This window comes from Tunturibacter psychrotolerans (genome assembly GCF_040359615.1).
Lineage (GTDB): Bacteria > Acidobacteriota > Terriglobia > Terriglobales > Acidobacteriaceae > Edaphobacter > Edaphobacter psychrotolerans.
In genome coordinates this window covers 1908353-1923658 of sequence record NZ_CP132942.1, presented here as the reverse complement: position 1 = coordinate 1923658, position 15306 = coordinate 1908353, and the positions used below count along the sequence as shown (strand labels likewise).

Sequence of the window (15306 nt, the reverse complement as noted above, 5' to 3'; positions counted from 1 at the left end):
CGTTTTTACCACAACAAAACACATCAAAAACGCAAAATCCCCCCACAATTAAGCGCTTTTCCCCATCCAGATTTTTTTCTGCCAAAAACCGTAGAATTGAAGCATGGGAATTAGCCGTAACGAAGCTCTGGACTGCTTTCGCAGCGACGATCTGATTGGAATTGGAATGGAAGCCGACGCGGTACGCCGCCGGCTGCACCCCGAAGGCGTAGTAAGTTATGTCATCGACGGAAGAGTCAACTACACAGAATCCGCAACTGGCGCGGGTTTCGATCCACTCTGCGAGAAGATCTCTGACATCGTCGCAAAGGGCGGCCATGGCGTAATGCTGCAGGGCGAAGTGACCCCGGCGCTCACAATCTCCTGGTTTGACGGGCTGTTTCGCGGCATTAAAAAGCGCTTCCCTGCCATTTGGCTGCACTCCCTTTCGGCCAGCGAAATCCTGTCGATCGCTGAACAGTCCGGAGTCACCGTGTCCGAAACAATTGCACGCCTGCGCGACGCCGGACTCGACTCAATCCCCGGTGATGACGCGGGAATTCTCGACGATGAGGTGCAACAGGGCGCTCGCAAAAAGTGGGCCGTCGCAGACTGGCTTGCAGTCCACCGCGCCGCACACAGGCTCGGCATCCAAACCACCGCAACAATGACCTTCGGCTGCGGCGAGACGATGGAACATCGAGTGAATCACCTCGAAGCAGTGCGTAGTTTGCAGGAGGAGACGAACGGCTTCGCCTCATTCACACCGTGCAGCTTCGCGCCAAAAGCCGCGTCAGTGCAGGGATTTGAGGAGGCGACGGCAGTCGAGTATCTGAAGACGCTCGCAATCTCGCGCATGTATCTCGATAACGTCCGGAACGTCCAATCGAATCTCGAGACGCAGGGTCTGAAGGTTCTGCAGGTTGGGTTACGATTCGGCGGCAACGACGTGGGCAGTGTGATGCTCGCCGAGGGCGCAAATGCCGCCACTGAGGAACAGCTGCGGCAGGTGATTCGCGACGCTGGTTTTAGGCCGGTTCAGCGCGATACGGTTTATCGAACAATGTTTCTGAACTAGACGACCACCGCCCTCGTTTTTGTGAGGCTTCCGCGCAGTTGCCGTGAGCTGGCTCGGCCATCCGACTTGATGGATTCTGATTGAGCCGCCTGAGTGCGTTTGAATCAGATTTCAAGCGGCGATTCGCGTAGAATCGGTTGGGTACCCCCGAACCTTCTGGTGGAGCAACGATCCTGCACTTTTCTCTTCAATTATTGACGTCTCAACTCGCGTTGCTGGTGGGTCCAAAGGGCTTCGGTCACTATTGGAAGACGCACTACGCGGATAAGACGTTTGAGCATCTCTACCGATGGAATGCGTTCGATACGGCGTTGCTGATTCCCTATTTCATCGTCATGATTATTCTGGCGTTCTACGGGATTCATCGCTATCAGCTGGTGTGGCTCTACTTCAGAAACAAAAAGAGCGCGGCAAAGTGGAGTGAGCCGCCGATGCGGTTCGCCGAGGGCGAATTGCCGTTTGTGACGATTCAACTGCCGATCTTCAATGAACAGTTTGTAATCGAACGCTTGATTGAGGCAGTGTGCAGACTGGATTATCCGCGAGACCGGTTCGAGGTTCAGGTACTGGACGACTCTACCGATGAGACGACCGGCGTGGCACGGGATATCGTCGAACGGTATGCGCGTGGCTTTGTCGGAATGGAGCCGCAGCCGATTGTGTATCTGCATCGCAGCAACCGGCATGGATATAAGGCCGGAGCTCTGGACAAGGGGCTCGACGTTGCGCGGGGCGAGTTTGTTGCAATCTTCGACGCGGATTTTGTACCGCCGCGGCAGTGGGTGATGCAGGTAATCCATCACTTCGCGCAGCCGGAGATAGGCATGGTGCAGACGCGCTGGACACACCTGAACAGGAACTACAGCTTTCTGACGCAGGTGGAGGCTATCCTGCTCGATGGACACTTTGTGCTCGAGCATGGAGGAAGAAGCCGGGCTGGAGTTTTCTTTAATTTCAATGGTACGGCGGGGATGTGGCGTCGAGAGACGATCTCGACTGCTGGCGGCTGGCAGCACGACACGCTGACAGAAGATACCGACCTAAGCTACAGGGCGCAGTTGGTCGGATGGCAGTTCAAGTATCTGCAAGATGTGGAGTGCCCGGCGGAGTTGCCGATCGAGATGACGGCGTTCAAGACCCAACAGGCACGATGGGCCAAGGGGCTGATCCAGACGGGGAAAAAGATTCTGCCGCGAGTGCTCAAGAGCGATGCGCCGTGGCATACGAAGCTCGAAGCCTGGTACCACCTGACGGCGAATATCAGCTATCCGCTTATGATCGTGCTGAGTGTATTGCTGATGCCGGCGATGATTATTCGTAGCTGGCAGGGTTACATTCAGATGCTGCTGATCGATTTTCCTTTGTTCATCGCGAGCACAATGTCGGTTTCGACGTTCTACATGGTGAGCCAGAAGGAGCTCTATCCGAAGAGCTGGTACAAATCTATCGTCTATGTCCCGTTCGTCATGGCGCTCGGTGGAGTAGGGCTGACGATCACCAATACTAAAGCCGTGATAGAGGCGCTGTTTGGAGTGAAGAGCGCCTTTGCACGGACGCCGAAGTATAGCGTGAAGAAGAAGGGTGAGAAGAGTCAGGCAACGGTCTATCGCAAGCGACTGGGAGTGATTCCCTGGATTGAGATGGCGATTGGATGTTACTTTGCATGGACGGTTTACTACGCGATCTCGACGGAGAACTTCTTTACAGTGCCATTCCTGGTGCTGTTTGTGTTCGGATACTGGTATACGGGCCTGTTGAGCCTGCTGCAGGGGCGTTTTGAACGGAGCCGCGATCCGGATCAAGAGATGCATGAGAAGCCATATCCAGTGGGTATTTAAGAGAATCCGGCTGATAGACTTGCATTCTATGTCTCGGAAAGAGTCGCCATACGAAGCGCCGCAGGGGCCCGAAATAGACTCATGATTACCGGAAGTTTTCTTTTGCTTGCACTCACTCTTGGGTACCTGGTGACGGTCGGACTGTCGATGGCAGCGACCTTTGGCATTACTGCGGCTTCGCCCGATCTAGTCGCGCAGGACCACCGGATCACGCAAAGATACAAGTTTCTCCAGGATGGAGTATGGCTTGTGTGCACGATGGTGGGAGCGTATGTCATGGCCCTGATTCTGGGAAGAGAACACTCTCCGTGGCTGGGAGCAGCAGCTTTGGTTACTGTTTTGGTCGGGGTGCTGTGGAGGAACGCCTGGGAGAGACGACAGCGCGGGATCGGACATCAGATCCTGATTAGTCTTGCGACATTAGTCGGAGTGGGCGCTGGATTCTTCTTTCGGCTTCATTAGTCATTCTTTGGCGATAAGCATCGATGCGCAATTGAGCCATCAACCTATCTAGTGAATATACAAATGAAGAGAGACCAAAGGCCTCTCTTCTTTTGTATATTCATCGTTGGCAGACAAGGTTAGAAGCGGAGGCCGAAAGTGATCGGGATGTAACTCGTCTTCGCGCTGTTCTGAGGAAACACATTGAAGCCGTTACCATTCGCGTCTCCGAGAGAGAAGTCTCTTTGCGAGTTGAATGTGTAAACGTAGCGACCTTCCACATAGAACCGCGTTGAAGCGAAGCGAGACATTTTATAAGTGAAACCAAGACCTGCATTCACGCCGAATGCATTGCTGGTGTACTTGTCGATGGTTGAGTTGGCCGCAAACTGGAAGCAGCCAAAGAAATCACAAGCAGTACCGATTGTTGGCACGGTGAAGTTTGCGGTCTTGTGATAGAAACCTGCTCCACCAACCACATATGCGCCCACGGTATCGGAGGTGTAGTAGTTGACAATTGGATTGAGAGTGAAGGACCAGTCATGGCTCGATCCTCCCAACTGAGTCAGCGGATTGCCATTCTGGTCAACTGCGCCGAGGGCGTTATAGATTGCGAGCAAGTTATTGAGGGTCGCCGTCTGGACGCCGAACTTGTCATAGTCGAATTGAGCGATGACGCCAAAGGTCTTGTTGAAGTTACGTCCAACGCCGGCCTGAAGCTTCCAACTGGTGTCGAGTGCGCTGTGCGTGGCACCGGTGGGAAGGGTAAAGCCTCCACCAACAAGAAAAGTATATTTTGCGGAGCCATCGGAGTTCGTTCGGCTGTCGTTGTAGTTTGGGCGACTGTAGCGGCGACGAGGCGGTGGCTGACTGGCATCGCTATTCAGGTTGAAGTCCAGAGCGTTGGCGGTCTCGACGCTACCGGTGCTGCTGCTGTAGCCGAGATCGTCTGGGGCGGAAAGATTGAGCGGTGCGGCGAGGCTCGTCTTAAGGTTAACTGGCGGCAGAGGTGCTGCAGTGCCAGCGGACTGCTGCGCGTGAAGGCCCATGGTCCCTGCTGCGGCGAGAAAAGTAACCGCCGCGGTGTGGCCAAGGATTCGGTGTAGGCGATTCCCAGTGATCTTCGTTTGCATCTTTGTGTAGCTCCCTTAGTGCTGCGAGGTTCTTCATTGGCTTGAACCCAACTGTAACGCGCTTGTTGTGTATGACGCAGGAAATGTGGTTTGGGATGACACTCACGACAGAGTTTTTACTTTGGGGCGAGGTGCAAGCTGATGCAGAGGACGTAGTTACGGGCGTCCAGAAGATTGGACGCCCGTAAGTTTTCGTTAGAGAACCTTGATCTTCTTTTCGGAGATTTTATCACTGGGCTTTAGCCCAACGATTCGCTCCGAACGAAGAATCTAGTGAATATCAAACTGCTCGGGATGGAGGCTGGGGTCGGATTTGACGAGAATGGTTTTACCGACCATCTCTTCCATCTCCTGAAGCCATTTTGTGCCTGGCGCCTTGAGCTGTTTGACTACGTCGGGATTCACGCGAAGCATGACATCGCCGCGGTCGAGATGCTTCTGCATCTTGCGCATCTCGATGTAGATGTCGTTGCAGACGGTGACGGGCGACTTGACCATTCCGGTGCCTGTGCAGATGTTGCAGGTAGTGGATAGGGTGCGCTCGAGCGACTGTTTGACGCGCTTGCGGGTGATGGCGACCAAACCAAAATCGTTGAACTGAAGAACCTTCGAAGGCGCACGGTCGTTCTTCAACTCCTCTTCAAGCGCGGCCATAACCTTGTTGCGATTCTTGCGTTCGTCCATGTCGATGAAGTCGATGATGATGATGCCGCCGAGGTCGCGCAGACGAATCTGACGAACGATTTCGGGGATGGCATCGAGGTTCGTCTTGACGATGGTGTCTTCGAGGCGAGCGGTCTTGCCGACGAACTTGCCGGTGTTGATATCGATCGCGACGAGTGCCTCGGTCTGGTTGATGACGATCGAGCCGCCCGATTTGAGCCAGACCTTGGAGCGCAGAGCCTTGTTGATCTCTTCGGTGATGCCGAACTGCTCGAAGAGCGGGGTTTCTTTGGTGTAGAGCTTGACGCGGCGAATGAGCGAGGGCTGGAACCGCTGCAGGAACCGCAGAACGCGCTCGTATTCGCTCTCGCTGTCGACCCAGATGGCGGAGAAGGTGTCGGTGACCTGATCGCGAAGGATGCGCTCGACGAGATTGAGGTCGTGATAGATGAGGGCCGGGGACTTTGAGGATTCTGAGCGCTGTTTGATATCAGCCCAGAGGTTGAGGAGGAAGCGGAGGTCAGAGCGGAGTTCCTCTTCGCTGGCTCCTGAGGCGGCGGTGCGGACGATGAAGCCGCCGGCAGCCTCGCCCTTTTCGCTGAGCAGAATCTCCTTCAGACGGCGGCGTTCGCTATCGGAGTCGATCTTGCGAGAGACTCCGGTGTGGTTGACCGTGGGCATGAAGACGAGGAAGCGGCCAGGAAGCGCGATGTGCGATGTAATGCGTGCGCCCTTCTTGGCAATGGGCTCCTTGGCGATCTGAACGAGAATCTCTTGGCCAGGCTTGAGCAGTTCGCTGATGGCAGGAAGGTTGGTGGACTGCATCGAGCTGCGACCACCGCGACGGTCACGGCCGCCGTTGTTGGCGCGGTCACGGTCGGCCGCCCCTCCGGTGTTGCGGGGACGATCACCTCGATCGTTGCGGCCATAACGGTCTCCGCGGCGGCCATCACGACGACCATCACGGCGGCCACGGCCACGGTCCTGGTCGCGATTGCGGTCGGGCGAAGGAGCCGCCAGGCCGGCCTGCGCCTGGTCGAAGCCGTTGGCGGGCGATACTTCATCGCCCTCAACGATCTCTTCGTGGAGGACGTCTTCTTCGGTGTCGGATTCGTCGAGGTCTTCTTCGTCATCGGTCTCCTCGATATCGCCGATGAGAGGATCGTAGACTGCATCCTCTTCTTCGAGGTCGTCCTCCTCTTCTTCGTCTACGTTGCCGGAGCGGGTGATCTGGTCGATGGACATCTCGCGGAGCATGGTGCCGAGGTCGGCGGCACCCTCGAGAGTCTCCTCTTCTTCGAAGTCGTCCATCTCTTCGATGGAGCTGGCGTGGAGGGTGGTGTTGAAGTCCTCCTCATCGAGGGTCTCCTCTTCGAAGGAGCCGACGCCAGGTGCGAAGTGCTGCGGAGCAGCATCATCTGCGATGACATAGTCGGCTGGGTTTGCGATGGCCGTCTCGTGTTCAATCGGAGAGACCGTCTCAGTTGCGTGTTCGGGAGTGAAGGCAGCGACTGGAGCTTCGGAGTGCATCTCGCCGGTGGCATGAAGCGTGGTCAGCTCGTGAGAGGCAGGGGCGGGTTCGCTCACCTCAACGTGAGCTTGTGCGGGGGTCTGCCAGTCAAATGGTTCGTAGTTGGTGTGTACGGACTCGACTTGGAGTTGGGCAACGGACTCGCCGGGGCCGGGAGTAATGCTGTGAGTTGCGCTCTGATCCTGAACTTGCGACTCGATGACGGTCTCTGATTGGACCTCTTCTGGCGCATCGAGGACGGGCGCGCTTTGGCGGTACTCGCTGGGAGCTGCGGGATCGATGCGATAAGAGGCAGAGGCATCGGTTGGTTCGTATTCGGTTGGTTCGGCTAGAACTTCTGTAAGCGTCTCGTCCATAGGGATAGGGTCGACCGAGTCGGTGAGGGCAACCTTCGGTTGCTTTTCGATGACATCAGTGACACTGAATCCGTCGGCATCGTGAATGACTTCGGCATGAGGAAGAGAATGGATGGGAGTCTCGTTGCGGAGATCAGAACGAGTATCCTGGCGATGCTCGGCTCGGGGTTCGCTACGATTTTCCTGGCGACGACGGCGAGAGAGAGTTTCCCCGGGCAGAGTAGCTCCGCCATCCCAGCCTTCAGGAATGCTGAACCCCGGAGCTGAGGGGATAATTACGTTGATTTCGGCAGGCTTGGAGACTGCAGCGACCGACTCTTCTCCTCCTTTGCGGTACTTGGAGAGGGATTCGCCAGGGAGAATGATGGGCTCGGGCGCGTTGGCATCGAGTTCGGGAGCCTGATCGTAGGCAGGTGAATCGTCGACGCCGTAGAGCGAGGTTTTGGGGGCAAAGCCGCGAGGGATGCGGGGTTCACGATCACGGCCACCACGATCGCCGCGGTCGCCGCGATTTCGATCTCCACGGTTGTTGCGGTCGCGGCGATCGTTGTCTCTTCCGTCTCTTCCGCGGTTGCCGCGATCTATATTTTCCTGAGCGGTGCCGACTGTTTCGACCGCGTTGTAGACAGGCGGGATTTGGGCCGGGGCGGTCGGAGTGGAGATAGGCGCAGCGGCTCCGTCGATATCGAAAGAATCTTCGTCATAAGCGGATTCGCTCGGAGCGGTGCCCGGGACTGCGCTAGCGATGTTCGGAGACTCGTCGCGCTGACCGGGGCCACGGCCACGGCGTCGGCCGCGACGGCCTCGCCAGCGGCGGCTGCCATCGGCACCGGGGGCGCCTTCACCAATATCGCCACCGTCGTTGCGGTCGGTCACGATGTTCTCTGTTGGCTGGTCGGCGGAGAAGAAGTCAGCGGTGGGAGTGCTGTAAGTGTCCTGGGGCGATGTGGGCGCAAGGGGGTCGGCGGTGGGCTGACGATCGCGGTTACCGCCGCGGTCACGGCGGCCTCGTCCACCACGGCCACGGTCGCCACGGCCATTGCGGTCGCCGCGGTCGGTCCGCTCAGAGGAGCGGAGGCCGGAGTCAGAGGTCTGGTCCAAGCGATCCGGGGGGCTGGCGACAGTGCCTTCGAGGATGGGAGCGTTGCCGTTGCGACGGCCTTCGGAGCGGCGGCCAGAGTCGCCATTGGTGTCGAAGTCGGCCGAATCGCCGGCCTCCTCCATGAAGTCGGTGATGTAAAGGAAAGCGTCTCGCTCGAGGCCGATGTCGACGAAGGACGACTGCATACCCGGCAGAACGCGGGTGACTTTTCCGTTATAGATGGACCCTGCGAGAGTGTATTCGTTCTCGCGCTCGTAATAGATTTCGGTTAGTTCGTCGTTTTCGACGATGGCGAGACGAGTCTCGTGGGGGGTACTGGAGATGTATATTTCTTTCGACATTCGCTGTGCTCTTTCTGCCCGACCTGGTTGAGGTTCGAGCGGCAGACGCGACAGAGAACAATCGGGAGCTGACCTGGCTTAGGGCCGGGTGTGGCTCACCGTGGATCGGACAGATTACGGGCTGCGGAAGCGCGTGAACAGAACTCGACGACCGGTGCGAGGTAAGAGTACAGCTCTGCCGTGGACGCACTCGCTGAGAATGCGGGTTGGGCGGTACCGGGTAGATCGGGGACACGGGGGGATGCTTCGAGCAATTCGAGACATGCGGAGTTTGTGACCGAAACAACCTCAAAATCAGAGATTTGAGGCGGGGCCGTTCGCCATCCGGATGCAATCATTCCCTAAAACCTGTCCGGCCAACGGATCGATGTCTCTGGCTGGCCGGCCTTTTCTTCTAAAAATCTTTTGTTGCCGCTGACTGGCGACCGTGCGCCCGAGTAGCGGGGTACACTGAGCGGCATCTACAGCCGAACAGGTGTTGCTAACAGTATTGCACTAAAGCCGCCACAGCGGGAAATTTACCTATCTGTAATACCGAGATTTGTTCCCTTGAGAGGACCTATTCAGGCAACAAGGCTAATACGCATCTAGTTGACGAAGCGGCGCATGCGGATGTTCATGACAATGCCGAGGGATAGGAAGGTGAAGAGGACCGAAGAGCCGCCGTAACTTAGCAAAGGTAGAGGAATCCCTGTGACGGGCATGAGGCCGACGACCATGCCGACGTTAACGGCAATTTGAAATACGATAACGGCGACGACCCCCATGATGATAAAGCTGCCGGGCAGGTCGGAGGCGGTCTGGGCGTTTTGAATCAGGCGCATGAGGATGAGGAAATATAAGAGCAGTACGCCCAGAGCCCCGACGAAGCCATGCTCTTCACAGAACGCGGCGAAGATGAAGTCGGTGTAAGGGATGGGGAGAAAGTCGCCCTGGGTTTGGGTCCCCTTGTTGGCGCCTTTGCCCCAGATGCCGCCGGAGCCGACAGCGATGAGGGATTGGCGGATCTGATAGCCGGAGCCCCGTGGGTCGGAGTCGGGGTTAATGAAGGCGTCGATACGCGCCTGCTGGTAGGGCTTGAGATGTTTGCCGCTCTTCCAAGCGATACCGCCGATCATGGCTAGCGCAAGCAGCACAAGGCCCACCTGCTTGAAGCGAATGCCTCCGAGGAAGAGGCCGCAGATCAGGATGGGTAGGTACGTCAGGGCGGTGCCGAGGTCTGGCTGTTTGAGTACGAGAGCCATCGGGACGACGACCATAGCGGCCGCCTTTCCAATGTCGCCCCAGGTTAGTTCCTTTCCGGCCAGTCCCCAGAAGTAGCGGGCGACGGCGACGATGAGGACAAGTTTGACCCATTCCGACGGCTGAAAGTGAATACCGCCGGGGAATTTGATCCAGCGGCGGCCGCCGAGGACTTTGGTGCCGACGATCAGGACCGCGACTAATGAAACGATACTGATGCCGTAGGCCCAGTGGACGATGTCGAGCATACGGTGGTAGTCGATAAGCGAGACGATGAACATCAGGACCAGACCGACAGCGAGAAACTGGATCTGCTTGTGGTCGAAGCCGTGGAACTTGGTGTGGAGCGTGGCCGATTTGATCTCAAGAACAGAGATAAGCGAGAGCAGCAGTACGAATCCAAGAAGGACCCAGTCAAAGTCGCGGTAGGAGGAGAGGCGGGGCATGGTGACTGGTCTGTCCTATTCGGCGCTCGGCACGGTGGGTGTTGCGCTGGGGATGGTCTCGGGCTTGGCGGGCTCGGGGGTGGTGGCGATGCGGATGTTGTTGTCGCGTTTGCGCTGCTTGTTGACGAAGGCGTCGATGATCTGGGAGGCGAGCTTGGCGGAGTTGTTGCCCCAGTTGCCATGCTCCCAGAGGACGGCAACGACGATGTCTGGATTGCGGCGCGGAGCCATGCCCACGAACCAAGCATTGGGCTCCGTGTTGTGGCCTTTGCTGGTCTTGGCGAGAGCATCGTGGCCGATGACCTGCGCAGTGCCAGTCTTGCCGGCGAAGTCGACCCCTTCAAGATGTGCGGCGTAGGCGGTGCCGATGGGGCTGCTGGTGACGTTGGCCATGGCGTCTGTGATGAGCTGCCAGTTCTCCGTGGTCAGCGGGATGGTCGCGTCTCCCGAGCCAGGAAACGACTCGCGGACAGCCTGAAGCATGTCGGGCGGAATCTCGTCAGCGAAGACGACATGCGGACGGCGGAGAACACCCCCGTTAGCGACGCCACTCAGGGCACGAGCAAGCTGGATGGGGGTCGCGGTGACTGCGCCCTGGCCAATGCCGACCGAGATGGTTTCGCCGGCGAACCATTTGTCATGCTGAGTCTTCAGCTTCCAGGCTGTGGATGGCATGGTGCCCGTGACCTCGTCGGGCAGGTCGATGCCGGTCTTTTGACCGAGGCCGAGAGACGTCGCGTACTTCGCGATAGTGTCGATGCCCAGGCGGTTGGCGAGGGTGTAATAGAAGGTGTCGCAGGAGTACGGAATGGCGTTATTGATATCGACTGCGCCGTGGTGGCGGTCGCAGGCGTAGAAGTGGCCGTAGAACTCGGCGCCACCGTTGCAGCTGACGTGCATGGTCTGAGCAACGTTTTCCTGCAGGCCAGCAACCGACATAATGATCTTGAAAGTGCTTCCTGGTGCGAGCTGTGCCTGGAGACTCTTGTTGAGTAAGGGGTGGTCGGGATTGTTGAGAATCTCGTTCCAGTAGTTCTTGGTGAGGCGGACGGAGAACTGATTCGGGTCGAAGGTAGGACGCGAGACCATCGCGAGAATCTCGCCGGTGTGTGGGTCCATCGCAACGATTGCACCGTTTTTGCCGTCGAGCGCCTTCTCGGCGGCGATCTGGAGGTCGAGATCGATGGTGAGCTTCAGATCTTTTCCTGGGACGGCAAGCTCTTGGCCGAGGTGACCGAGCTCTTTGCCGTGGCTGTTGACGATGACGTCGCGGCTGCCGTCTTTGCCGCGTAGCAATGCATCGTAGGTCTGCTCGACGCCGGAGCGACCGACGACGTCGCCGGGAGAGTAGAAGGCGTAACGCGGGTCGTCGAGCATCTGCTCGGAGACTTCGCCGACGTACCCGATGAGGTGGGCGGCGAATCCGTCACGAGGGTAGAGGCGGCGCTGTTCGTCGAGGGTTTCGAGTTCGGGAAGCTCGTCGCGGTGAGCTGCGATGAAGGCTTGTTCGTCGGGCGAGATGTCCTGCTTGAGGGGGATCGGCTGATATTTCGGGGCGATTTGATAGCGGCGCAGCGTGGACTGGATCTGCTCAATGGGGATGTGAAGGCCCTGAGAGATGAGAGGCAGATCGACGTCGAGATCTTTGACCTGCTCGCGTAGGAGGTAGCAGGAGACGGAGGGGTAGTTATCGACGAGCAGACGGCCTTCTCGGTCGAAGAGGCGGCCGCGAGGAGCGAGGATTGGAACCTTGCGGATGCGGTTGGCTTCGGCGAGTGCGCGAAAGTTATCAGCGCCAAGAACCTGAAGTCGCCAGAGGCCGGTGATCAGAATGATGAGAATGAATGCGACGATGTACTGCGCCGCGTGAAGCTTACCCGCAGAGACTTTTTCGGCTTTACCGTTGGGGCCGAGGTCGTTCGGGTCGATATGGTGAGTGAGTTCCATGCTATTTCAGTCTACGACTGGAGTTGATGATCGGGGTCTACCACTGTTGTAATGTACGTTTTAGACGATTGGATTCGGGCTTTACTCGTTCCTCTTCGTGTTATCGAGCAGAAAAAAGATAGGAAGGGCAACCGCCGTGTTGATCGCGGCGCGAATGAGTTCGTGGCCCCAATAGATGTGGAAGTTCGTGAGTCCAAGGAGTCGACGGTTGATGAGGAAGAGCAGGAAGCTGTTGATAAGAAAGAAGCCGAAGTTGATGAGAATGCGCGTCGTGAGATTTTCAACATCGATCTGAATACCGATGCTGGCGGCGATATAACCGATAACGGACTTTGCCATGCCGTTAACGCCGATTGGTTGGGCGGTGAGGGCGTCCTGAAGGAGGCCGATGGCTGCTCCGGTAAGGGTGCCAGCGACCGGATTGCGGCGTGAGACGGCGAAGAAGACGGTGACGATTAGAGGAAGATCGAGAATGGCGAGCCGCGGAAAGGGCCGGGGGAGCAGCGCCTGCAGGAGGATGGCACCCAGAGGCACCAGCAGGGCGACGGCAGGGGGAAAGCTGTGCTGCTCTAGCTCTCGTCGGGATGTAAAGCTGCGGGTGGCCATTTTTTAGGTCGAAAAGTTGCTACGGCTGCGGGTTTGGGGGCTGGGTTGAGTCCGATGGAGGCTGAGGTTTGCGAGGCTTTGGTTGCGCGGGCTTCGGTGTGGCTGGCTGAGTTGTTGCGTCCGGAGTGGACGTTTGGGGTACTGATGGATTGTTGGTCTCGGCAGCACCCGGTTTGAGATCGGCAGCCGATGGTGTGGCTCCGGGCGAGTAACGATCGGAGTGGATGGTGGGGAGCGGCTTGGGAACCACGCTGATCGCAGGAGTCGTAGCAGGGGGTGTTGTTGCGGTGCCGGCCTTCGCATCGCTCGCGTCGTCGTGGATGCTGGGCAGACGATCAGCTACGATCTGAGCGGCGGAACGGGCAGCAGCCTCCGCGGCCTGCTGGTCTGCAAGTTGTTTGGCGGCAGCCTGAGCCTCGGCGGTCGCGGCGCCAGCGGCAAGATCCTTCTGAGCCTGATTAGAAAGCGTGGTTTGAGTACCAGTGATGACCAGAACCTCTTCGAGCTGGTTCAGATTGGCAGCGGGGCGAAGCTGGATGAGCGTGTAGGGCTGGTGATCGGGATCGACTTTGATGGACTCGATGGTGCCGACGGGTAGACCGCGCGGATAGACTTGGTCGCCGCCGGAGCTGAGAACCTGTTCGCCGGGCTTGATGCGGTCGTCCGGGGTGAGGTTGTTGATCAGAATCTGGCCGGTGGTGCTGCCGCGGAGAATGGCGCGGATACGCGTGGTGGCGAGGAGAACGCCGGCGCCTGAGGTCTGATCGTTTATCAGAAGCACCTGAGAGGTGTGCGGAAAGACATCGCGAATCTTTCCCACGATGCCATCGGGCGTGATGACGGCCTGGTCGGCCTTGAGGCCATCCTTTGCACCTTTGTCGATGTAGATGACGCGCGAAAGGTCATTGCCGCTCGTGCCGATCACTTGCGCGGCAACGGTGGCCGATACATAGTGCTGCTGGAAGTCCAGCAGTGCCTGCAGACGATGACCCTGCATGGCATCTTCGGCGAACAAGGCCTGCTCCAGTCGGAGACGCGCTATCTGATCTTGAAGGTCGTGATTTTGTTGGCGAGTGTTGCGGAGGTCGACATAGTTGGACCATCCGTAGCGAACAGTGTGGCCGATGCCGTGGAAGAATCGCTCAAAGGGAGTGACGATGGAGACGGCCCAATATCGAATAAGCGTGACCCTGCTGCTGTCAGGGGCGCCCGATTCGACGGGGCGGCGAACCTGGACTGCAAGGCCGATGGTCTGGGCTAGCAGGATGGCAACCAGGACCAGAACATTCTTGAAGCGTGTAAAGAAAGATTCCATGCGCTAGCACTGATTATCTGCGAAGTAACGCGCAGGAGGAGGTGGCGTGCTGGATGCGGAGGCCAAATTTTTCTTGTTGCACTCACTGAGAGGTCGACAAGACAGGCCAATAACCACTGCCGGAACAACGCAAGCCGCTATCTTTGCTGGAACAGCAATGGGGCGAAGTGGCTCAGGTTGTCGCGCCAGACCATCCAGGTGTGGTAGCCGGGGGTTTCGATCTGCTGGACGGGCATACTCTTACTTTTAAGAAAATCAATAAGTTTGCGATTGGGCTCGATAAGCGAGTCTTCGGTTCCACAGGCAACCCAGAGCAGGCGGAGGTTCGCAGCTTTGGGATCGAGCGACGCGAGTTTCTGGGTGTATTCGAGGTTGTGAACGGCCGAACTGAATCCTCCGATCCACGCAAACTTATCCGGATGGGAGAGCCCGATCTCGAGGCTTTCAAGGCCGCCCATCGAGAGACCGGCGATGGCGCGGTCGTTACGATCCTTCGAGATATGGTAGTCAGACTCGACGCGCGGAAGAACCTCGGTGAGCAGCGCTTTGGCGAACAGATCGACATTATGGTCGATGGCGGCTGGATCCTCCCATACATGGAACTGGTGAATGAAGGACATATCCCCGTAGCCGAGCGGCATCACGACCACCATAGGCTTGATCTTGCCTTGTGCAAGCAGATTGTCGAGGATCAGTTCGGCGCGCCCGACAGCCGTCCACCCTGAGTCCGAGTCGCTCCACCCGTGAAGCAGATAGAGGACCGGATACGGCTGCGGAGCCTTCGGATCGTAGCCCGGCGGAGTGTAGACGAAATAACGGCTCTGGTTTTGAGGCAGCCCAAGGACGGTATCAGTGGTGTACGTGTAGTGGTGCAAGATGCCGTGTGGGACGTTGGTTACATCCCAGAGTTGTGGTGCGTCCCCAGGCACGATGAGTTCGTTCGCGATATCAACCAGGTTGATCGTGGTACCGGGATTGGCGGGATCCAATCGGAGGTCACCGTCGGCTTCAAAGTGATATCCATATATTTCAGGTGGCAGGGACGGCGTTGTGACGGTCCATATACCGGCCGTATCCTTTTTCATAGCCAGCTTCTTCGGCAGTCCGCCGACGACCAGCTCGACCTTTTTAGCAACGCCGTCCCTGTAAGCGAAGGTTACGGTCCGGTCTGAGTGAACCTCGATCGAAGAGAAGGGCTTGACGGCTTGAGCGGAGAGGAAAAGTGGTGCGGTGACGGATGATAACAGGGCCAGACCTCGAACCATTCTGCGAAAAGTCCGCAGTTTGT

At 57.7% G+C, this 15306-nt stretch carries 10 protein-coding genes; 3 read left to right on the top strand and 7 right to left on the bottom strand.

The window, feature by feature from the left end:
- Positions 1 to 103 precede the first annotated feature (103 nt).
- The 3 genes from RBB77_RS07890 (at position 104) to RBB77_RS07880 (ending at position 3357) form a co-directional block, all read left to right on the top strand.
- Positions 104 to 1057, top strand: coding sequence for a radical SAM protein (locus RBB77_RS07890; protein ID WP_353066220.1), 954 nt, complete (start codon positions 104 to 106; stop codon positions 1055 to 1057).
- A 335-nt stretch (positions 1058 to 1392) separates the two neighbouring features.
- A complete protein-coding gene (locus tag RBB77_RS07885) occupies positions 1393 to 2895 on the top strand; it encodes a glycosyltransferase family 2 protein (protein ID WP_353067592.1) in 1503 nt (500 codons plus the stop codon).
- 81 nt (positions 2896 to 2976) lie between these two features.
- A complete protein-coding gene (locus RBB77_RS07880; RefSeq protein WP_353066218.1) occupies positions 2977 to 3357 on the top strand; it encodes a hypothetical protein in 381 nt (126 codons plus the stop codon).
- Between the two features lie 119 nt (positions 3358 to 3476).
- On the opposite strand, the gene RBB77_RS07875 is transcribed toward RBB77_RS07880, so the two are convergent.
- The 7 genes from RBB77_RS07875 to RBB77_RS07845 form a co-directional block, all read right to left on the bottom strand.
- On the bottom strand, positions 3477 to 4469 hold the full coding sequence (locus tag RBB77_RS07875) for a hypothetical protein (protein ID WP_353066216.1): 993 nt from the start codon (positions 4467 to 4469) through the stop codon (positions 3477 to 3479).
- 270 nt (positions 4470 to 4739) lie between these two features.
- A complete protein-coding gene (locus tag RBB77_RS07870; protein ID WP_353066214.1) occupies positions 4740 to 8462 on the bottom strand; it encodes an Rne/Rng family ribonuclease in 3723 nt (1240 codons plus the stop codon).
- Positions 8463 to 9049: 587 nt separating this feature from the next.
- Positions 9050 to 10150, bottom strand: coding sequence for a rod shape-determining protein RodA (gene rodA, locus RBB77_RS07865; protein ID WP_353066212.1), 1101 nt, complete (start codon positions 10148 to 10150; stop codon positions 9050 to 9052).
- A 15-nt stretch (positions 10151 to 10165) separates the two neighbouring features.
- A complete protein-coding gene (gene mrdA / locus RBB77_RS07860; RefSeq protein ID WP_353066210.1) occupies positions 10166 to 12097 on the bottom strand; it encodes a penicillin-binding protein 2 in 1932 nt (643 codons plus the stop codon).
- An 81-nt stretch (positions 12098 to 12178) separates the two neighbouring features.
- Positions 12179 to 12703, bottom strand: a complete 525-nt coding sequence (gene mreD, locus RBB77_RS07855) for a rod shape-determining protein MreD (protein ID WP_183975776.1) — start codon at positions 12701 to 12703, stop codon at positions 12179 to 12181.
- Between the two features lie 19 nt (positions 12704 to 12722).
- The gene (gene mreC, locus RBB77_RS07850) at positions 12723 to 14018 is read right to left on the bottom strand and encodes a rod shape-determining protein MreC (protein ID WP_353066208.1); all 1296 of its coding nucleotides are present in this window, start codon (positions 14016 to 14018) and stop codon (positions 12723 to 12725) included.
- Positions 14019 to 14155: 137 nt separating this feature from the next.
- Complete coding sequence (locus RBB77_RS07845) at positions 14156 to 15283, bottom strand: alpha/beta hydrolase (RefSeq protein WP_353066206.1); 1128 nt, start codon at positions 15281 to 15283, stop codon at positions 14156 to 14158.
- Positions 15284 to 15306 lie beyond the last annotated feature (23 nt).

What these genes read in the sequence shown, in the direction of transcription:
- RBB77_RS07890 (WP_353066220.1), top strand. Translation starts at nt 104, where the DNA reads ATGGGAATTAGCCGTAACGAAGCTCTGGACTGCTTTCGCAGCGACGAT.
- RBB77_RS07885 (WP_353067592.1), top strand. Translation starts at nt 1,393, where the DNA reads ATGATTATTCTGGCGTTCTACGGGATTCATCGCTATCAGCTGGTGTGG.
- RBB77_RS07880 (WP_353066218.1), top strand. Translation starts at nt 2,977, where the DNA reads ATGATTACCGGAAGTTTTCTTTTGCTTGCACTCACTCTTGGGTACCTG.
- RBB77_RS07875 (WP_353066216.1), bottom strand. Translation starts at nt 4,469, where the DNA reads ATGCAAACGAAGATCACTGGGAATCGCCTACACCGAATCCTTGGCCAC.
- RBB77_RS07870 (WP_353066214.1), bottom strand. Translation starts at nt 8,462, where the DNA reads ATGTCGAAAGAAATATACATCTCCAGTACCCCCCACGAGACTCGTCTC.
- rodA (WP_353066212.1), bottom strand. Translation starts at nt 10,150, where the DNA reads ATGCCCCGCCTCTCCTCCTACCGCGACTTTGACTGGGTCCTTCTTGGA.
- mrdA (WP_353066210.1), bottom strand. Translation starts at nt 12,097, where the DNA reads ATGGAACTCACTCACCATATCGACCCGAACGACCTCGGCCCCAACGGT.
- mreD (WP_183975776.1), bottom strand. Translation starts at nt 12,703, where the DNA reads ATGGCCACCCGCAGCTTTACATCCCGACGAGAGCTAGAGCAGCACAGC.
- mreC (WP_353066208.1), bottom strand. Translation starts at nt 14,018, where the DNA reads ATGGAATCTTTCTTTACACGCTTCAAGAATGTTCTGGTCCTGGTTGCC.
- RBB77_RS07845 (WP_353066206.1), bottom strand. Translation starts at nt 15,283, where the DNA reads ATGGTTCGAGGTCTGGCCCTGTTATCATCCGTCACCGCACCACTTTTC.